Source organism: Kineosporia sp. NBRC 101731 (genome assembly GCF_030269305.1).
GTDB lineage: Bacteria > Actinomycetota > Actinomycetes > Actinomycetales > Kineosporiaceae > Kineosporia.
The window spans coordinates 224,972-244,625 of the sequence record NZ_BSTC01000001.1; the positions used below are offsets into that span (position 1 = coordinate 224,972).

At 67.3% G+C, this 19,654-nt stretch carries 16 protein-coding genes, 1 tRNA gene and 1 pseudogene; 7 read left to right on the top strand and 11 right to left on the bottom strand.

The features are described from left to right. The first annotated feature begins 91 nt into the window (after positions 1-91). The gene (locus tag QSK05_RS01040; protein WP_285595144.1) at positions 92-1,138 is read left to right on the top strand and encodes a spore photoproduct lyase family protein; all 1,047 of its coding nucleotides are present in this window, start codon (positions 92-94) and stop codon (positions 1,136-1,138) included. Between the two features lies 1 nt (position 1,139). Next, complete coding sequence (locus QSK05_RS01045) at positions 1,140-1,835, top strand: Mut7-C RNAse domain-containing protein (protein WP_285592923.1); 696 nt, start codon at positions 1,140-1,142, stop codon at positions 1,833-1,835. A 4-nt stretch (positions 1,836-1,839) separates the two neighbouring features. Here QSK05_RS01045 and QSK05_RS01050 read toward each other — a convergent pair whose 3' ends face one another. Beyond that, a complete protein-coding gene (locus QSK05_RS01050) occupies positions 1,840-3,549 on the bottom strand; it encodes a S8 family peptidase (RefSeq protein ID WP_285592924.1) in 1,710 nt (569 codons plus the stop codon). A gap of 134 nt (positions 3,550-3,683) precedes the next feature. On the opposite strand from QSK05_RS01050, the gene QSK05_RS01055 reads away from it, so the two are divergent. Beyond that, on the top strand, positions 3,684-4,892 hold the full coding sequence (locus QSK05_RS01055; RefSeq protein WP_285592926.1) for a M20 metallopeptidase family protein: 1,209 nt from the start codon (positions 3,684-3,686) through the stop codon (positions 4,890-4,892). Here QSK05_RS01055 and QSK05_RS01060 read toward each other — a convergent pair. The 3 genes from QSK05_RS01060 to QSK05_RS01070 all read right to left on the bottom strand — a co-directional run bounded on the left by QSK05_RS01060 (position 4,873) and on the right by QSK05_RS01070 (position 6,304). Further along, the gene (locus tag QSK05_RS01060) at positions 4,873-5,412 is read right to left on the bottom strand and encodes a dihydrofolate reductase family protein (RefSeq protein ID WP_285592928.1); all 540 of its coding nucleotides are present in this window, start codon (positions 5,410-5,412) and stop codon (positions 4,873-4,875) included. The two genes, QSK05_RS01055 and QSK05_RS01060, sit on opposite strands and share 20 nt — an antisense overlap. Before the next feature lie 309 nt (positions 5,413-5,721). Continuing rightward, positions 5,722-6,009, bottom strand: a complete 288-nt coding sequence (locus tag QSK05_RS01065) for a HigA family addiction module antitoxin (RefSeq protein WP_285592931.1) — start codon at positions 6,007-6,009, stop codon at positions 5,722-5,724. Between the two features lie 16 nt (positions 6,010-6,025). Continuing rightward, positions 6,026-6,304 carry a type II toxin-antitoxin system RelE/ParE family toxin gene (locus QSK05_RS01070; RefSeq protein ID WP_285592933.1) on the bottom strand — a complete coding sequence of 93 codons (279 nt, stop codon included), beginning with the start codon at positions 6,302-6,304 and terminating at the stop codon, positions 6,026-6,028. Between the two features lie 86 nt (positions 6,305-6,390). Between QSK05_RS01070 and QSK05_RS01075 the strand changes: the two are divergent. After that, positions 6,391-6,522 (top strand): annotated as a pseudogene (locus QSK05_RS01075) (Rho termination factor N-terminal domain-containing protein); the annotation flags it as partial. A gap of 56 nt (positions 6,523-6,578) precedes the next feature. On the opposite strand, the gene QSK05_RS01080 reads toward QSK05_RS01075, so the two are convergent. After that, on the bottom strand, positions 6,579-8,126 hold the full coding sequence (locus tag QSK05_RS01080; RefSeq protein ID WP_285592937.1) for a right-handed parallel beta-helix repeat-containing protein: 1,548 nt from the start codon (positions 8,124-8,126) through the stop codon (positions 6,579-6,581). Positions 8,127-8,378: 252 nt separating this feature from the next. Next, entirely contained in the window at positions 8,379-9,380 is a 1,002-nt protein-coding gene (locus QSK05_RS01085) for an aldo/keto reductase (protein ID WP_285592939.1), read from the bottom strand. Between the two features lie 135 nt (positions 9,381-9,515). On the opposite strand from QSK05_RS01085, the gene QSK05_RS01090 reads away from it, so the two are divergent. Genes QSK05_RS01090 through QSK05_RS01100 form a run of 3 tightly spaced genes read left to right on the top strand, consistent with a single transcriptional unit; the run spans position 9,516 to position 12,315 of the window. After that, positions 9,516-10,364 carry a helix-turn-helix transcriptional regulator gene (locus QSK05_RS01090; RefSeq protein WP_285592941.1) on the top strand — a complete coding sequence of 283 codons (849 nt, stop codon included), beginning with the start codon at positions 9,516-9,518 and terminating at the stop codon, positions 10,362-10,364. A gap of 59 nt (positions 10,365-10,423) precedes the next feature. Continuing rightward, on the top strand, positions 10,424-11,122 hold the full coding sequence (locus QSK05_RS01095) for a FadR/GntR family transcriptional regulator (RefSeq protein ID WP_285592943.1): 699 nt from the start codon (positions 10,424-10,426) through the stop codon (positions 11,120-11,122). Continuing rightward, positions 11,119-12,315 (top strand): MFS transporter, encoded by a 1,197-nt coding sequence (locus tag QSK05_RS01100; protein WP_285592945.1) that lies wholly within the window; start codon positions 11,119-11,121, stop codon positions 12,313-12,315. The genes QSK05_RS01095 and QSK05_RS01100 overlap by 4 nt, the downstream gene beginning before the upstream one ends. A gap of 164 nt (positions 12,316-12,479) precedes the next feature. Here the strand turns inward: QSK05_RS01100 and QSK05_RS01105 are convergent. The 5 genes from QSK05_RS01105 to QSK05_RS01125 form a co-directional block, all read right to left on the bottom strand. Beyond that, positions 12,480-12,553: transfer RNA gene (locus QSK05_RS01105), tRNA-Ile, on the bottom strand. Positions 12,554-12,641: 88 nt separating this feature from the next. After that, on the bottom strand, positions 12,642-13,784 hold the full coding sequence (locus QSK05_RS01110; RefSeq protein WP_285592947.1) for a DUF3566 domain-containing protein: 1,143 nt from the start codon (positions 13,782-13,784) through the stop codon (positions 12,642-12,644). A gap of 276 nt (positions 13,785-14,060) precedes the next feature. Beyond that, positions 14,061-16,685, bottom strand: a complete 2,625-nt coding sequence (gene gyrA, locus QSK05_RS01115) for a DNA gyrase subunit A (RefSeq protein WP_285592949.1) — start codon at positions 16,683-16,685, stop codon at positions 14,061-14,063. Between the two features lie 97 nt (positions 16,686-16,782). Then, positions 16,783-18,810 (bottom strand): DNA topoisomerase (ATP-hydrolyzing) subunit B, encoded by a 2,028-nt coding sequence (gene gyrB / locus QSK05_RS01120; protein WP_407937304.1) that lies wholly within the window; start codon positions 18,808-18,810, stop codon positions 16,783-16,785. Between the two features lie 356 nt (positions 18,811-19,166). Beyond that, positions 19,167-19,496: a DciA family protein gene (locus QSK05_RS01125; protein WP_269327037.1), complete on the bottom strand. Its 330-nt coding sequence runs from the start codon at positions 19,494-19,496 to the stop codon at positions 19,167-19,169. Positions 19,497-19,654 lie beyond the last annotated feature (158 nt).

Here is a 19,654-nt window from a genome sequence, read left to right on the forward strand (position 1 = left end):
ATCTTTGCCCGGAATGCGCCTTTCCGCACGTTGAAGCACTGATGGCCGAGGTGCTCCTCGTCCGCAAACACGAGACCATCACCGGGTGCTCATGGACGTCCGCACCATCTACGCCGAGCCCGCCGCCCTCGACCTGGAGCGCGGGCGGGAGATCGTGGCGCGCTGGCCTCAGGCCGAGGTGGTGGAGGTCGCGTCGGCGAACCGGATCGACGCTGTGCACAACGACGAGCAGAACGTGCAGCGCTGGGTGCGGGTGAAGACCGAGGTTCTGGCCCTGGGCGTACGCAAGACGATGACGGCGCGGGTGAACGGGCGGTCGGCCGACTGGATCGCGCCGAGCGCCTCCAACGGTTGCGCCATGGCCTGCGCCTATTGCTACGTGCCGCGGCACAAGGGGTATGCCAACCCGATCACGGTCTACGCCAACATCGAGCAGATGATCGGCTACCTGGGCCGGCACATCGTTCGGCAGGGCCCGAAAACCGAGCCCAACCAGTGTGATCCGCAAGCCTGGGTGTACGACCTGGGGGAGAACAGTGACGCGTCGGTAGACGCGATGGTGAGTGACAACGTCCTCGATCTGGTCGTCGCTTTCCGGAACTGGCCGACGGCCAAGGCCTCGTTCGCCACCAAGCAGGTGAACCGCGACCTCCTGGACTACGACCCGCAGGGGCGCACCCGCGTCCGTTTTTCCGTGATGCCCGAACGCACCGCGAAACTGCTCGACATCCGCACCTCCCCGGTGAGTGAGCGGATCGCCGCGGTGAACGACTTCCTCGAGGCCGGCTACGAGGTGCACCTGAATCTCTCACCGGTGGTGGTGCACGAGGAGTGGCTGGCCGACTGGACCGAACTGCTGGCTCAGCTGAACGACTCGCTGTCACCCGCGGCCAAGGCCCAGGCGCAGGCCGAGGTCATCTTCCTCACCCACAACCAGGGCCTGCACGAGGTGAACCTGGGCTGGCATCCCCAGGCCGAGAACCTGTTGTGGCGACCGGACATCCAGGAGTTCAAGACCTCGCAGAACGGTATGCGCAACGTGCGCTACCGGGCCGCCTGGAAGTCGGTGTGGAAGCAGCGTCTGCTCGACCTGATGACCGAGCAGACGCCCTGGTTGACGGTCCGATACGCTTTCTGAAATGACGGCTTTGGTGGTATTCGCCGACGAGCTGCGGTTCATGCTCCCGATCCGGCACCGCACCGGGCCGGTCGAGATTCCGGTCGACGGCGTCAACTCGCTGCTCCATGTGGTGGAGTCGCTGGGTGTCTCGCGCACCGAGTTCGGGCGGCTGCTGGTCGACGGACAGGTCGTCAGCGGTGATCACCGGCCGGCCCCGGGCGAGCGCATCGAGGTGGAGGCCACCGCCCGGCCGCAGCCGGTTCCCGCCCATCGCTACCTGCTCGACGTGCATCTGGGCACCCTGGCCCGGCGCATGCGTCTGGCCGGTCTGGACACGGCGTACGAGAACGACGCGGACGACCCGGAACTCGTCGAGTGGGCCATCCGTGAACATCGCGTTCTGCTCACCCGCGACCGGGGACTGCTGCGGCGGCGGGCCCTGCCGCACGGCGCCTACGTGCGTGGGCAGGATCCGGATGCCCAGTTCCGCGACGTGCTCGACCGGTTCCGGCCGCCGCTCGCACCGATGACGAGGTGCCCTGCGTGCAACGGCCTGCTGCGTCCCGCCGATCGCGCCGAGGTGGAACCCCTGCTCGAGGCGGGCACGCTGCAGACCTATGACGACTTCTTCCGCTGCACCGACTGCGGGCGTCCGTACTGGCGCGGGGCCCATTCCGAGGGGCTCGACAAGATTCTCGGAGAGGCCCTGCCCTGAGGCCTCAGGCCGGACGCGAGATCCTCAGTGTGAAGCTGCCGTTGCCCTTCACCTGCTCGACGGTCCATCGGTACTGGCCGCCGGTGCCGGTGTAGCTGACGCTTTCGGTCGAGTCCGACCGGTTGCCCGATGCGACCGGCACCCAGCTGCGACCGTTCCACTTCGACAGCGTGAGGTCGAAGTTGGTGCCCTTCGGGCCGGTCAGGCAGCCGCGGTGCAGGCCTGAGGTCCTACTCGTGTAGGTGAGCGCGGTGATCGCCTTCGTCCTGAGCTTCACCTTGCCCTTCAGCGCGGTCGTACAGACCGGTGCGGGGGTGGTCGTGGCCGTAGGAGTCGGGGTCGTGGGGGTGGGTGTGGGCGTCTTGGTCGCCGTGGGTGCGCTGGTGGGAGTCACAATGGGGGACGCCGTGGGCACCGGGGTGGTCGGGGTGGCTGTCGGTGCGGTGGTCGGCGTGGGGGTCACCGGGGTCGGGGTGGGCGTGCTCGTGGCGGATCCCACGTACAGCAGCAGGTTCGGCGTTCCGCCGGGCACCGAGGAGAGGACGCGGCTGGCGGCGTTCGCGGTCAGGGCCGAGGCCACTGCGGCCGGGGCCGCACCCGGATTGGCCTGCAGGTAGAGCGCTGCAGCGCCGGCCACGTGTGGGGCGGCCATCGAGGTACCGCTCATCACCGCCGTAGCGGTGTCGGAGGTGTAGTAGTCCGAGCCGATCGATTCCCCGGGCGCGTACAGGTCGACACAGGTGCCGAAGTTGCTGAAGCTCGCGTTCGCATCAGCCTTGGTCGAGGCCGCGACGGTGAGGGCTTTCGGTACGCCGGCGGGGGAGGTGCCACATGCGTCCCTGGCCTCGTTGCCGGCCGCCACCGCGAAGGTGACACCCGACGCGATCGACGCGTTGACCGCGCTGTCCAGGGCGGAGTTGTACGAGCCCCCCAGGCTCATGTTCACCACGGCCGGATTGACGCGATTGGCCGTGACCCAGTTGATCCCGGCGATGACGTCGGACGACGTACCCGACCCCTGACAGCTCAGTACCCGCACCGGAACGATCTTCACCGCCGGCGCGACACCGTACTTCGTGCCGCCGATCGTGCCGGCCACGTGCGTGCCGTGCCCCTGGCAGTCCTGCGTGCCCCTGCCGTCGGAAATGGCGGTGTAGCCGGACAACACCCGGCCGGCCAGGTCGCTATGGGTGGATCGCACGCCGGTATCGATGACGTACGCCGTGACCCCGCTGCCGTTGCCGGCGGTGGTGAGCGTGTTGTCGAGTCCGGAGCGTGCGTCGATCCGGTCCTGACCCCATGACGGGACCGTGCGGGAACCGTCGATGCTGACGGTCTGGTCGGCGGTGATGTAGGCGACCGCCGGGTCCAGCTGGGCCTTCGCCAGTTCGGCCGCACTCATCTGCGCGGCATAGCCGTTCAGCGCGTCGCCGTACTCCTGGGTCACTTCTGCGCCGCGGTCCTCCGCCCGGTCCACGGCCCCGTCCAGCGCGGCACCGTCCTCACCGGTGGGCGGGGCCTTGAGCACGACGATGTACTGCCCGGGGATGGCATCGGGATCGGACGTACCCAGCACCCGCGCACGATAGACGCTGCCGACCGAGGCGTTGCTCTGCTCGGCGCTACCGGGCAGAGCGGTGAGCACCGCTGCCCCGGTGACGGCCGCGATGATGAGCTTGGTGGGCAGATCGAGCTTGATACGGCTTTCGCCCACGTTTTGACCCCATCCTGGAAGACACACCCGTCTTCTGACATGACGGAGCACAGCCGGTGGGTATGAGGGGCCGATCGGGTTTCTGATGGACCCCTGCATTTGTCCCGCCCGGTGTGCCCTTGTAGGACAGGGTGATGGCTTCACAGAACTTGCAAGACCTGGCGGAACGATGGCTGAGGGGGATCGACGCGTCGCTACCGGCGGCGATCGAGCTGAGGCATGAGCTGCACGCCTCGCCGGATCTGTCCGGGCAGGAAGACCCCACCTCGCGACGGGTGCTGAACGCGTTGGGCGATCATGCTTTCGAGGTCGAGACGGTCGCGGGCACCGGACGCCTGCTACGCCTCGGCCCGGCCGGCCCGTCGATCGGGCTGCGGGCCGAACTCGATGCGCTGCCGTTGACGGAGATGACCGGTTCGCCCTTCTCCTCGGCCGCGTCGAACCCGCCGGCGATGCACGCGTGCGGCCACGACGTCCATCTTGCAGGTCTTTTCGCCGTTCTGGATGCGGCTCGGGACCTCGATCTGCCGCTGGGTCTGGTGGGCCTGCTGCAACCGCGGGAGGAGGTCGGCCCCACCGGGGCCGCCGACGTGGTGGCCGGTAACCACCTGATCGATCACGAGGTGCGAGCGCTCGTCGCCGCGCACGTCCAACCGCAGGTTCCCGCCGGCCACGTGGCGTCCGACGGGGGACCGGTGAACGCCGCCGTGGACGAGATCGAGATCGTGGTCTCCGGCCGGGGCGGTCACGGTGCCTACCCGCACCTGGCCGTCGACCCCGTGCCCGCTCTCTGCCGGATCATTCTGGCCCTGCAGGAGACCGCGCGCTCGACGGTGAATCCCCTGCACGCGGCGGTCGTCTCGATCACCCAGATACAGGGCGCCGCCGCCCCGAACGTGATTCCGGGAACGGCCACGGCCGCGGGCACGATCCGGGTGATGGACGAGACCGACCGCACCCTGCTGCACGAGCGCCTGGCCCGGACGGTCACGAGCATCGCCGAGGCCCACGGGTGCACGGGCAAGTACGAGATCCGCCGGGGCGAGCCGGCACTGGTCAACGACCAGGTGCTGGCCGGACTCACCCGCAACTGGCTGAGCGAGTTCGGAGTGCCGACCAGCTCGTTCGCATCGTGCGGCTCGGACGACTTCGCCACCTACGGCTCACAGCTGCCGATCCTCATGCAGTTCGTCGGAACCGGCTACCCCACGGAGCACTCGGCCGGCGGACCGATGCTGCACGACCCGTCGTTCCTGCCCGGTGACCACGTCGTGCGGGAGGTGGCCGTGGCCATGCTGTCCGGATGGCTGGGTGCTGCGTCGATCACGCCACCGAGTAACTGAGCAACACCAGGCCGCTGGGAGTGCTGCGGCCGTCCTGCAGAGTGAGGCGGCGCAGCACTTCCTGACTGTCGAACAACTTGCGCCCCTTCCCCGCCAGCGTGGGCGCGACCACCAGGCGCAACTCGTCCACCAAGCCGCTGCGCAGCAGTGACTGGGCAAGACTGATACTGCCGTGCACGCCGATGTCCCCGCCGGGTTCGGCCTTGAGTTTCTTCACGAACGTCTCGAGCGGCTCAGCGATTCGTTCGGCCCCCGACCAGGCCTTCTGCAGCGGGGTACGGGTGGCCACGTACTTGGGCACACCGTTGATGAAGTCGGCGAACGGCTGCATGTCGAAGCCCGGCCAGATGCCGGCCCAGTCGTCGTACATCGCCCGTCCCAGCAGCACCGCATCCTGCTGCGCGATCACCTCGCCCAGGTGGGCCAGGTACACCTCGTCGTCGACCATCGGCATCCAGAGATCCGGGCTCTCGGCCACACCGTCCAGCGACAACAGTTCGTAGAGCACGACCTTGCGCATGATGTCTCCCCTCACGTCATGGGTGAAGACACCTCAAGGCTCCCTAACTCATCGATCTACGGTGAACGAAATGGCCATGCTCAGCGCAGCCACCTCCGAGGAAGTCGTGTCCGAGACCTTGCTGGCCGTGGTCAACAGCTGATCCTGACCACGGCGTTCAGTTTTCTTGACCCGGTAGTAGACACGACGCTCAGACCCAAGCTTGCGGCCACTGGCCGCGCTGGTTCTGACGGTGATGCGTCCGGAAGACCAGCGTTGCGCGCTCCACCGGCACGGTGCTGACAGCTGCTCCAAGGCGCCCGGAGAACGTCAGGCAACGTCTTCGAGACGGCGGACCTTGGGCCGGCCAGAAGCCCGTTCGACGGCCAGATCGTAGGCGACCTGCATCGCAAGCCAGGCACGTGCAGTGCTGACCCCTGCCTCTTCCAGACGCACGGCCAGACTGGGACTGATCCGGGCGTGCCCGTGCAGGACCCTGCTCAGAGCAACTCGCGAAACGCCCAGCCGGGATGCGGCTTCAGTGACTCCCAGGCCGAGCTCGGCCAGTACATCCTCACGCAGGATCTCGCCGGGGTGTACCGGAGTCTTCATCGTCATGATCCACACCTCCCTCTCAGTGATAGTCCTGATAGTCAACGAGTTCAACATCGCTGTCGATGAACCGGAACGTTATTCGCCAATTTCCATTGATCCAGATTGACCAGTGTCCGGCCAGATCGCCCTTGAGCGGGTGGGTACGGAACGACGGCACCGACAGATCATCAGGAGCCTGGGCGACATCCAGTACAGACAGGACACGCAGCAGTTTCGGGACGTGAGATGCCTGCACGCCCTTCTTCGACCCATCGCGATAAAGCCGCTCCAGGCCCTTGTGTCGGAAGCTGACGATCACGAGTTCACCGTATCGCGTATCGTTACGCGATACAACCACTGGTGGAGACCGGTAACGGGCTGAAGATGGGTTTGCATGATCACTCGCAGGGCGGGAAATCGGGCGACTATGACGACTGGTCGGTCGACCAGCTGCGCAAACGGGCGGCCGCGGTCGGCGTGACCGGTCGGTCCAGCATGAAGAAGGCCGAGCTGATCTCGGCCCTGCGTAACAGCTGAGCCCGTTCCAGACCCCCTGACAGGTCTGGAACGGGCTGGATTCGAGCCGGGAGTGTTCAGGAACCGCTGACGAGCAGGTCGAACTTCTCCGCGTCCGTGCGTGAGGTGGTGTCGGAGACCAGCTTGGTGCCGCCGTCCTGAACCCTCACGTATTCGTGGTCGACGTCGGCCTGAAGAGTCACCGATCCGTCGTCGTTGCGGATGATCGCGAACTTCTCCCAGGGGCCCAGAGCCGTGCGGTTGGCGATCAGTGGCTCGGCGCCGGAGTTCTCGGCCGTGACCAACTGATCGTTCGCCTGCGCGCGCAGCGCGACCAGGCCGTCGCCCGCGTCCTTGATCTCGAACTTCTCCCAGAGCCCGGCCGAAGCGATGTTGGCATTGAGGGGCGACGTGCCGTTCAGGTCGGCCTGCACCCACTTGCCCGTGGTGTGGGCGCGCAGGGCGATCGTGTCGCCGTCTTCCGGCAGTGGCGAGGATGCGCTCCGGTAGCTGATACCGAGCAGGAACCTGAGACCGGCCTGCGAGAACTCGCTCTGCACGGTGCCGCCCTGGGCAGTGTCGACCAGGAAACCGGCCGGCTTCGGGTTGCTGCCGTCGCAGGTGCCGTTCGGGATACCGACGTGCGTGGAGTTGTCTTTATTACCGGTGATGGTGAAGTCCTTCACCCCGTTCACCGCGTATCCGTAGCCCATGGTCGAGCCCTCGAGGGTGTTGCCGGTGACCGTGCCACCCGTCACCAGGGTGTCGGTGCACGACCAGACGCCCGGGCCCATCGCCAGGCCGATCTTGATCAAGGCCCCGTCAGCACGGATGGTGTTACCGGAAACGACTGTCTTGGCGTAGTTCCCGTCCATCGGGCCGTAGTCGACCAGGTTGATACCACCGAGCAACGTGCGCTTCTTGGCGATGATGGTGTTGTCGCTGACCGTGGAGCCCGGAGCACCGAAGATCACGATGGCACCATCGGTGGCGTCGGTGATGGTGTTGTTGCTGACCTTGGTGGTGCCGCAGGCCAGGGAGATGCCGTCGGCCCAGCCATCAGGTGTTCCGGACGGGCCGACCTGGTTGCCGGTGATGCTGGCGTTCTGGCATCCGGGCACGCCGTTGCGCACGACACCCTCGGCGATGTGCAGGGCCGACCAACCGCGAGGCTCGAAGAAGTGGCTGTTCTCGACCACCAGGCCGGTGACGTCACCACCGATCTCGATCAGCCCGCTGCCACCGTCGATCCGGCCGAGCGTGGGGCGCTGCCCGTCGACCTGGATGCTGCGCAGCGCGATGCCGCTCCGACCGCCGCCCTCGATGGCCGTGGCCTGGGTGTCGCCGGTGACCTTCAGGGTGGCGCGGGTGTCGCCGGTGGGGAGTCCCTGGGTCTGGATCGACTGATTCGCCGCCGAGAACTTGATCGGTTTCGAGAGATCGAAAACCGCTCCGGCACAGAGCGTCGCGACCGCGCCCTCACCGTTCAGCGCGTTCTGGACATCCTGGTCGGTGCCGGAGGTCAAACAGCCGGCGGTGGGGTTGGCCGCGGTCGCTACCGACGTACCGACCACCGCCAGCAATCCGGTACCGACCGCGACTGCCACGAGGGAGCTTTTGAGCACGGAGAAGTTCCTTAGGTGAGACGTTTGGTCCTGCGAAACGTCTTACAAGCTAGGTACTTGCCTGACCCAGGACTGCAAAAGCACTGCAAAGCCATTGCTAAGGCTGGGTTTTCGGGCTCTGGAACGTATTGATTGACCCAACGGTTCAGTGGTGCCCACCACAGTCTTCCGGCGGGCACCACTGCGTTTCAATGAGGGACGATCCGACTGGCCAACGCCGTCGGGTCACCTACGGGTCAGGTCGCCGACGCCTCAGTTGCCGACACCCAGGTCTTTCATGAAGGCGGACGGGTAGCGGTCGCCTCGGGCCGAGCCCACCGGGATCGCGGTCTCGATCGCGGCCAGGTCGTCGGCGGTCAGTTCCAGATCGGCTGCGGGCAGGGCCTCGGCCAGACGGACACGGGTGCGAGCCCCGATCACCGGCACGATCGAGGGGTCCTGGGCCGTGACCCAGGCGATGGCCAGCTGAGCCACGGTGCAGCCCCTGACCTCGGCGACCTGACGCAGGGCCTCGACCAGAGCCAGATTGTGCTCCACGTTCTCGGCGGTGAACCGCGGGCTCCGCGCCCGGTGGTCGCCCTGCCCCGGTTTCGTGGAACGCTCGGCCGTCCAGTGCCCGGAGATCAGACCCCGGCTGAGCACGCCGTACGCGGTCATCCCGATGCCGAGCTCACGCAGGGTGGGCAGTACTTCGGCCTCCACCGCCCGGGAGATCAGCGAGTACTCGATCTGCAGGTCGGTGATCGGGTACACGGCGTGGGCACGGCGGATGGTCTCGGCGTTCATCTCCGACAGGCCGACGTGCCGCACGTACCCGGCCTCGACGAGCTCCTTGATCGCGCCGACCGTCTCCTCGATCGGCACGGCGGGGTCGAGCCGGGCCGGGCGGTAGATGTCGATGTAGTCGGTGCCCAGCCGGGTCAGGGAGTAGACGACCGAGTTCTTGATCGTCTCGGGACGACCGTCCTGACCGGCGGGAAGTCCACCGATCCCGACGACCATCCCGGTCTTGACGCTCAGCCGGTAACTCTCACGCGGGCGACCCCGCAGTGCCTCGGCCAGCAGCAGCTCGTTGTGACCGGTGGCGTAGAAGTCAGCGGTGTCGATCAGGGTCACGCCGGCGTCGAGGGCCGCGTGCACCGTGGCGATGCTCTCGTCGCGGTCGGCATCACCGTAGGCGCCGGACATGCTCATCCCACCCAGGCCGATCGCCGAGACCGCCGGGCCGTTCTTGCCGAGGGTGCGTGTCCGCATGGCTTGCTCCTTCGTCCATTGCTGATGTTCCTGTTCTTCGAGACTGGGACGGCGGACACGGTGGCGGGAGAGGAGGCTTCATCGTGGGAGAGCCGCTCCCTGGCTGCAGTGCCCGTCCGGGCGCAGGATGAGGACATGCAGAGGGACGAGCTGGCCGACTTCCTGCGTCGCCGACGCGAAGCGATCAGCCCTGGTGAGGTGGGCCTTGCTACCGGCCCGCGGCGTCGCACCGCCGGCCTGCGACGGGAAGAGGTCGCGATGCTCGCCGGTATGTCGGTCGACTACGTGGTGCGCCTGGAGCAGGGCCGCAGCAGTCAGCCGTCGCTCCAGCTGCTCGGTTCGCTGGGCCGGGCCCTGCGCCTGACCGACGACGAGCGCGACCATCTGTTCCACCTGGCCGGACATCAGCCGCCAGCCTCGGAGGGCGCGGCCCAGCTGGCCCGGGCCGGACTGGTGCGCATGCTCGATCTGCTGGAGGGCGCCTCCGCGATGGTGATCTCCGACCTGGGTCAGGTGCTCGCCCAGAACCGGATGTCTCTGCTGCTCGCGGGCCATCTGATGAACGAGACCGGCGATAACCGCTACCTCGTCTACCGGTGGTTCACCCACCCGGATGCCTGGGGCGTCCACCCGCCGGAAGATCGTGAGCACCACGCCCGTCAGATGATCGCCGATCTGCGCGCCGTGTTCGGCCGACGGGCCGGTGACCCGGAGGTCGTCCGGCTGGTCGGACGGCTCCAGGCCTCCAGCGCGGAATTTCGCCGCTACTGGGCCGAGCACGAGGTGAAGGTACGCCGGGCCGACCGCAAGACCCTGATCCATCCGCAGGTCGGGCCCCTGCTCATGGACTGCGAAACGTTGATGACGCCCGACCTCCGGCAGCACCTGGTGGTGCTCACACCGGCCGATGCGGAGACCCGCGAGCGTGTGGATCTGGTGCGCGTGCTGGGGCTGCAGGAGTTCCCGGCCACGCCGTTGGGCTGAACGGGTGCCCGTACAGCAAACATCCTACATTTGAACGTTTGTGTGTTAGCGTCGCCGACATGCCCCGAGTCACCCCCAAACTGAACCTGTCCGACCAGGTGGCCGACCAGCTGCGCCGTCGCCTGGCTGCCGGCGAGTTCCCTGTCGGTGCCCGCATTCCCACCGAGACTGAGCTCATGGCCGAGATGGGGGTCAGCCGCAACAGCCTGCGCGAAGCCGTCCGGTCACTGGTGCATGCCGGGCTGCTGCGGGCCCAGGCCGGTTCGGGCACCTACGTCATCGCGACAAGTGACCTCGCCCCCACCCTCGCCCGCCGCGTGTCGTTCGACCGGCCGAACGACACCGCGGAGGTGCGGCTGCTGCTGGAACGGGAGGCAGCTCGTCTGGCCGCCTCCCGGGCCACGGCCGACGAGGTCGAGAAGCTACGCGCCCTGCTCGTCCGGCGAGACGCCGCGACCCAGGCACAGCAGCACGCGACCGCCGACGCGGCCTTCCATCACCAGCTCGTAGCCCTGGCCGGCAACGAACTGCTGGCCGAGTTGTACCGGGGGATCGGAGGAGTAGAGGAAGCCCATCGCCGGGCCGGCACCTTCGACCCGGACTTCGACCGCTTCCACCCGAATCTCCAGGAGATCGACGCCGCGCACGGCGCCATTGTCGAGGCCGTGGCCGCCGGAGACCCGGACGCGGCCGCCGCGGCGGTCGAGCACAACGTCCGGCTGGTCGAGGCCCAGGTCGACAACCGGCTGAAACCGTGAGCGCCTCCAAGACCCTCGCGTCCCCGGCCGCGCTGAGTCCCGTCCTGGTGCTCACCGGCCTGCTGCTGGTCGCCGGCAACCTTCGTGCCGGAATTACCACCGTCGGGCCTGTTCTCGACGACGTGAAGGCCGACATCGACATCTCCTCGCTGGAGGCGTCGGTTCTCATCAGTCTCCCGCTGCTGGCTTTCGCCCTGGTTTCCCCCTTCGCCCCCGCCCTCGCACGTCGTCTCGGTCTGGAACGCACCCTGGCCGCAGCACTCGCCACCCTGGCCGTCGGGCTGATCGTGCGCTCCCTCCCTGGCTCGGTGCTGCTGTGGACCGGCACCGCGCTGCTCGGTGTGGCGATCGCCACCCTCAATGTGGTGCTGCCTGCCCTGGTGAAACGTGACTTCCCACAACGCATCGGGCAGATCACCGGGGCCTACTCGGCCACGCAGTCGATCTTCGCGGCCCTGGCCGCGGGCGTCGCTGTTCCGCTGGCCGGCCTGTCTGCCCTCGACTGGCGCCTCCCGCTCGGCGTGTGGGCCGGCCTTGCCCTCATCGCCCTGGCTGTGCTCGCCCCGCAACTGCGCCGGCCGACCGTCGTCCTCCCGGCCGGGCCGGATCCTGAACCCGTCGGCCGATCTCCGTGGAAAAGCGCTCTCGCCTGGCAGGTCACGGCCTTCATGGGCCTTCAGTCGGTGGCCTACTACGTGCTTGTCACCTGGCTGCCCACCATCGAGCGCGACGCGGGTGTCTCCGCGACCGCCGCCGGAGTGCACCAGTTCCTCCTCAGCGGCCTCGGCATCGCCGGCAGCCTCGCCTGCTCAGCACTGATCCCGAGATACCGCGACCAGCGCGCCCTGGCTGTCATCGCCCCGGTGCTCTTCTTCATCGCCGTGACCGGAATCCTCACCGCCCCACAGCTCGGCGTGATCTGGGCCGGCCTGGCCGGCATCGCGGGCGGAGGCTCGATCGTGCTCGCCCTGTCGTTCATGGGCCTTCGCACCGAACACCACACCCAGGCCGCCGCGTTGTCCGGAATGGCTCAGTCGGTGGGCTACCTGCTCGCCGCCGCCGGGCCGATCGCCGCAGGAGCCCTCCGCGACGCGACCGGTAGCTGGGCCCCGTCCCTGATGATGATCCTGGTCATGATGGTGATGCTCATGGTGGCGGGCTACTTCGCCGGGCGGGACCGCGTTATCGCCTGAAAGTCCTGGCCGCCCACGGCCGGTGGCGACGGTAGGCATCGGGGAAGATCCGTGCGGCTGATGCGCACGGATCTTCCCCAATCCTCTGGATCAGGTTGGGAGGATCCGTGATTGGCGACAAACCAGAAAACCCCGCTGCCTGTTGGCAGCGGGGTTTTCTCTTGTGGGCCTAAGTGGACTTGAACCACTGACCTCTTCCTTATCAGGGAAGCGCTCTAACCGACTGAGCTATAGGCCCGAACCGCGACTCCGTCACCGTGGTAACGACCGCTCGTAGAGATTACCGTACGGGGCCCGGCCTTCCCAAACCGGGCCCCCTCGGAATCTCAGTCGTCGGACAGTGTGACGCGCACACCGCCGACAAGTCCGGAGCTGAGGTTGTACAGCAGCACGGCCACGGTGGACAGCGCGGTCAGGATGAACGCGTTGACCGCACCGAGCACGATGCTGATGGACAGGATCTTGACGAACCCGACGTAGTCGTAGATGTCGAACGCCTTGTCGGTCGAGTCCAGACCGAGGGTGTTCAGCATCTCGTTCAGGGAGTCGAAGACGCCCATCGCGCTGAGCACCATCCACAGCACGGAGACGGCGATGACCATGGCGATCGCGGCAGCGACAGACAGCAGGAACGACACCTTGAGCGCCGACCAGACGTCGATGCTCGCGACCGTCAGACGGGCGACGCGCGGGGCGTCGGCATCGGCGGACGACGAGGACGAGGACGAGCGGTCCAGGTCAGCAGCGTTGTAACCGTCTTCCGAGCCTCCGGAACGGGGCTGCGTCATCGGGCGCGGCGAGCTGGAGGGGCGCGAGGTGTTGGCCACCGGGCGGGCGGCCGAACCGGACGACGGCCTCAGACCGGCCGGCGCGGCAGCCGACTTGGCCACAGGCGCGTTCGAGCCGTTACCAGCACCCTGCGAACCACCCTGGCCGGGACGGCTGGGGACGTTCGAGCGGGCGTTGGTGCCACCGTTGGCGACGGCGCGCGCGGCGGCCGACTCGGCGGGGCTGCTCGGGCTTCCCGGCTTGCTCGGGCTGCCGGACTTGCTCGAGGGCGGCACCGGGCGGGTGGCGTCACCCGAGGAAGACGGGCGGCTGCCCGGCTGGCCCGAGGGAGGCGGGGACCCCGCGGGACGCTTGACCGCGGGCGCACCACTGCCGATAGCGGGTGCACCCTGACGGGCCTGCGGGTTGCTGCTCACCGGACGGGCGGGGGAGCCGCCCGGCTGGTTGTTCTGCGGCCGGGACGGCGCCTGACCGGACGAAGCCGGCTGGGACGACTGCCCGGGACGGGAAGGGGTGCCGCTCGCCGGACGGGGAGCGGCGTTGGACGAACCGGACGAGGCGCCACCGTTACCGGCCGGACGCGCGGGACCGCTGCCAGCAGCGGGTCGTCCCTTCGCCGGTCCTCCGGAGGACGAGGGCTTACCCCCGCCGGAGACACTGGGCGATGCGTCGGTCGTCATCGGTGATGCTCCCCCACCCGGTTTCGGTGCTGACGTGCCCGCCGGTCGGTTTTCCTTCTCCGGACTCACGTCTCACCTCCACGCTCAGCAGTCGGCGGTACCCGCCGTCATAATTTGGTCAGATGAATTGATCGGCAGTGCCGAACGTGGGTATGAAGCACACCCGTTTCGGCCGATCCTAGCGCTCGATACTGCGTGTCCCGACCCTACGGCATGTCACTCCGGCCGTCTCGTGAGTCATCTGTTACCCACGAGACGGCCAGAAGTGGCAACCGATCAGTCGTCCGAAGCGTCCGCGTCGCTCTCAGCAGTGCCGGTTTCATCCGATTCCGCCTGGTCAGTGGCCGATTCGGCGTCCACCACGGGAGTTTCGCCCGAGGAGGCGTCGTCCGCGCCCTCTTCGTCGTCCTCGAGTTCAGCGGTTTCGGTGTTCTTGGCCACCGCGATGATGCGGTCGTTCTTGTCGGGCTTGGCGAACACGACGCCCATGGTGTCGCGACCCTTGGCCGGCACCCCGGCGACCGCGGAACGCACGACCTTGCCGCGCTCCATGACGATCAGGGCCTCGTCGGTCTCACTGACGATCATCGCGCCAACCAGGTCACCGCGCTCCTCGGTCAGCTTGGCCACCTTGATACCCAGACCGCCACGGCCCTGGACCCGGTACTGGTCAACCGGAGTGCGTTTCGCGTAACCATTTTCGGTGACGATGAAGACGTACTCATCGGCGCCGTCCTTCACCACGTCCATCGACAGCAACTGGTCGCCGTCGCGGAACTTCATGCCGGTGACGCCCGAGGTGGCACGCCCCATCGGCCGCAGCGCGGTGTCGTCGGCCGTGAACCGCACCGACATGCCCTTGCGTGACACCAGCAGGAGGTCGTCGCTCGCCCCGACCAGACGGGTGGAGACCAGCTCGTCCCCCTCCCGCAGATTCACAGCAATGACGCCGCCGGCCCGGTTCGAGTCGTACTCGGCGAGACGCGTCTTCTTCACCAGACCGTCACGGGTGGCAACAATCAGGAAGTCCGCGTCCTCGTAGGTCCGCAGATACAGAACCTGGGCGATCTGCTCACCCGGCTGGAACGCCAGCAGGTTGGCCACGTGCTGGCCCTTGGCGTCCCGCTGCCCCTCGGGCAGCTCGTACGCCTTGGCGCGGTACACGCGTCCCAAATTGGTGAAGAACAACAGCCAGTTGTGCGTCGATGTGACGAAGAAGTGCTCGACCACGTCGTCGCCGCGCAGTGTCGTGCCCTTGCTGCCCTTGCCACCACGACGCTGGGCCCGGTACTCGTCCGAACGCGTGCGCTTCGCGTAGCCGCCACGGGTGATCGTGACGACGACCTCTTCCTCGGGGATGAGGTCTTCCACGTTCATGTCGCCCTCGAAGGGCAGGATCTGCGTGCGCCGCACGTCGCCGTACTTGTCGACGATCTCCTGGAGCTCTTCGGAGATGATCTGCCGCTGACGCTCCGGCGAGGCCAGGATCGCCTCGAGGTCGGCGATCTGGATCTCCAGCTTGGCCAGTTCCTCGACGATCTTCTGGCGCTCCAGGGCGGCCAGCCGGCGCAGCTGCATGACCAGGATCGCGTCGGCCTGGACCTCGTCGATGTCCAGCAGCGCGATCAGGCCACCCCGCGCGTCCTCGACCGTGGCACTCGCGCGGATCAGCGCGATCACCTCGTCGAGCGCGTCGAGCGCCTTGACCAGACCTCGGTAGATGTGAGCCTGGCGCTCGGCCTCGGCCAGCAGGTAGCGCGTGCGCCGGACGATGACCTCGACCTGGTGGTCCATCCAGTGCTTCATGAACTTGTCCAGGCTGAGCGTGCGGGGGACGCCGTCGACCAGGGCGAGCATGTTCGCGCTGAAGTTGTCCTGCAGCTGCGTGTGCTTGTAGAGGTTGTTCAGCACCACCTTGGCCACCGCGTCGCGCTTGAGCACGATCACGATGCGCAGGCCGGTCTTGCCGGAGGTGTCGTCGCGCATGTCGGCGATGCCCTGGATCCGACCGGAGTCGACCAGCTCCGCGATCTTCACCTTCAGGTTGTCCGGGTTGACCATGTAGGGCAGCTCGGTGATCACCAGGCAGGTGCGGTTCTGGATCTCCTCGACCGTCACGATCGCGCGCATCGTGATCGAACCGCGACCGGTGCGGTACGCGTCTTCGATGCCCCGGGTACCCATGATCAGGCCGTGGGTCGGGAAGTCAGGGCCCTTGACCTTCAGGAGCAGCTGGTTGAGCAGCTCCTCGTCGGTCGCCTCGGGGTGGGCGAGCAGCCACTGGGCGCCCTCGGCCACCTCCCGCAGGTTGTGCGGGGGAATGTTGGTGGCCATCCCGACCGCGATCCCGGCCGAGCCGTTGACCAGCAGGTTCGGGAAACGCGAGGGCAGGATGTCGGGTTCCTGCGTCTTGCCGTCGTAGTTCGGGGAGAAGTCGACGGTGTCCTTGTCGATGTCCCGGACCATTTCCATGGCCAGCGGGGCCATCCGGCACTCGGTGTACCGCATGGCGGCCGCCGGGTCGTTACCCGGGGAACCGAAGTTGCCCTGACCGTCGACCAGCGGGTAGCGCAGCGACCACGGCTGGGCGAGACGCACCAGGGTGTCGTAGATCGCCGAGTCACCGTGCGGGTGGTACTGGCCCATCACGTCGCCGACGACGCGGGCGCACTTGTTGTAGCTCCGCTCGGGCCGGAACCCACCGTCGTACATCGCGTAGATAACGCGCCGGTGAACGGGTTTCAGGCCGTCCCGGACATCAGGCAGGGCGCGCCCGACGATGACGCTCATCGCGTAGTCGAGGTACGACCGCTGCATCTCCAGCTGCAGGTCGATCGCCTCGACCCGACCGGGTCGGGGTAGTTCGGGCACTGGGGGGCTTGCGGGCGGCTGCTCGGTCACATCGATCCTTTGTTTTCATCAGCGCCCTTGTGCAGCGCCAGTTTTCGATTGAGGACGACGCGGGCACCCAGGTGCCCGCGTCGTCCTTTGTTCGAACTCAGATGTCGAGGAAGCGGACGTCTTTGGCGTTCCGCTGGATGAAGGAACGCCGGGACTCGACGTCTTCACCCATGAGGATCGCGAACATCTCGTCGGCGGCCGCCGCATCTTCCATCGTGACCTGCAGCAGGACGCGGTGGTTGATGTCCATCGTGGTCTCGGAGAGCTCGTTGGCGTTCATCTCGCCCAGACCCTTGTACCGCTGCACGCCGCTGTCGTCTTTCGGCAGCTTCCGGCCCAGCTCACGGCCCGCCGCGAGCACGACGTCGCGCTCCCGGTCGGAGTAGGCGTATTCGGGCTCGTTGCCCTTACCGGTCCACTTGATCTTGTACAGCGGCGGCTGGGCGATGTAGACGTGGCCGTGCTCGACCAGCGGCCGCATGAAGCGGAACAGCAGGGTGAGCAGCAGCGTGCGGATGTGCTGGCCGTCGACGTCGGCGTCGGCCATCAGCACGATCTTGTGATAGCGCAGCTTCGACAGATCGAAGTCGTCACTCACGCCGGTGCCGAAGGCGCTGATCAGCGCCTGCACTTCCTGGTTGGCGAGAACCTTGTCGATGCGTGCCTTCTCGACGTTCAGGATCTTGCCGCGGATGGGCAGGATGGCCTGGGTGCGCGGGTCGCGACCACTCTTGGCCGAACCTCCGGCAGAGTCACCCTCGACGATGAAGATCTCGCACTCGGCTGGGTTGGTGGACTGGCAGTCCGACAGCTTGCCGGGCAGACCGCCACCACCGAGCAGGCCCTTGCGACGCGTGGCCTCGCGGGCCTTGCGCGCGGCCATCCGGGCGGCGGACGCCTGGATCGACTTGCGGATGACGTCACGGGCGTCGTTCGGGTGCGAGTCCAGCCAGTCGGTGAGCTCGTTGCGGACCACGCGCTGCACGAAGGTCTTCGCCTCGGTGTTGCCCAGCTTGGTCTTGGTCTGGCCCTCGAACTGCGGCTCTTTCAGCTTCACCGAGATGACCGCGGTGAGGCCCTCGCGGATGTCCTCGCCGGCGAGGTTCGGGTCTTTCTCCTTGATCAGGCCCTTGGCCCGCGCGTACTCGTTGATCAGGTTGGTCATCGCGGCGCGGAAACCCTCTTCGTGGGTACCGCCCTCGTGGGTGTTGATCGCGTTGGCGTAGGTGTGCACGCTCTCCGAGTACGCGGTCGTCCACTGCATCGCCAGCTCGAGCGCGAGGCCCTTGTCCTGGTCCTCGGCCTCGAGGTAGATGACGTCGGGGTTGATGTTCTCGTTCTTCTTCGACGAGTTCAGGTGCTTGACGTAGTCGATCAGGCCGTCGTCGTACTTGTACGAGACCGAGAACTGCTTGCCGTTCTCGTCGGCGTGCTCCGGCCGCTCGTCGGTCAGCGTGAGCCGCAGGCCCTTGTTCAGGAAGGCCATCTGCTGGAACCGGGTGCGCAGCGTCTCGTAGTCGAAGTCGACCGTCTCGAAGATCTCGGTGCTCGGCCAGAAGGTGACCGTGGTGCCGGTGTCTTCCTCCGGGATGTCTTCACCCTTGGCCAGCGGCGCCTGCGGAACACCGATCGCGTAGGACTGGCGGTAGACCGAGCCCCCCAGGTGCACCTCGACGTCCAGCTCGCGGGAGAGGGCGTTGACCACGGAGACGCCCACGCCGTGCAGACCGCCGGAGACGGAGTACCCACCACCGCCGAACTTACCGCCGGCGTGCAGCACCGTGAGCACGACCTCGACGGCCGGCTTGCCTTCGGAGGCGACGATGTCGACCGGGATACCACGGCCGTTGTCCACGACCCGGACACCGCCGTCGGCCAGGATCTTCACGTCGATGTTGTCGCAGTAACCGGCCATTGCCTCGTCCACCGCGTTGTCCACGACCTCGTAGACCAGGTGGTGCAGACCCCGCTCACCGGTGGAACCGATGTACATGCCGGGACGCTTACGAACGGCCTCGAGGCCTTCCAGCACCGTGATGGCGCTGGCGTCGTAAGCGACTCCTTCGGCTCCGGCCGATTCGACGGTGGGGGACTCAGGGGCGCTCGGTATCGTCTGTTCGGCCACGAGTGGGGGGACTCCTGAAGCTTCAAGGGCCGGTGACTCTCGTCAGCGCGGCCGACGGTACGGGCCCGAGGGTGACCCGCTGAGTGCGGATCCCCCGGCGCCGCCGAACGCCCCCATCATATCTGGTCCTGCCCGAGATTCGCTCATCAGCGGGCCCAAACCAGGCATGTATCTGCCTCCCTGAGGGCTCCGAGCACATCTCTGCCGCATCAGCCCGCCCCTTCGTGACTCCCGATACGTCTCGGGGCGGACTGTTCGACCTCAGCGCCACTCAGGCGCGCTACTGCGCAACCCTCCGCGACCTGGCCGACGGGACCGTTATGAACGATCTGTGACACTTCGCACCGTCGTCAGTCTCACCCGTAGGTGTCGCCCGGGCCTTTCGAGCCGGGGGCAACGCGAGGGCCGTGTTTCCACGAGGGGGCGGAGGGGCCACGCACCACGATCCGGGTCACCGTGCCCTCTCCCACCTCCCGGGCCAGCAGACCGAGCAGGTTCGCCGAGAGCAGACGGACCTGGGTGGCCCAGGCCGAGGAGTCGGCACCCACGGTGAGCACCCCGTCGACAAAGCTGATCGGCTGGCAGTGCCCGGCGACGTCGGCGCCGACGATCTGATTCCACCGACCGAGCACGCCACCGATGGCGACCGTCTCGGTCCAGCCGCGCTCGGCGATCAGCCGGCCCATCACCGAGTCGATTCCCTGTGGATCCCGGGCATCCGGATGCGCTCCGGACCGGGTGTTGGCGCCGTCACGACGCTGGCGGGCGAGTGCGGCGGCTCCGACGCGACCGGGGATCCCTGGTTTGTCCCCACGGGCGGCGGCAGCAGCCCGCGCTCTTCCGA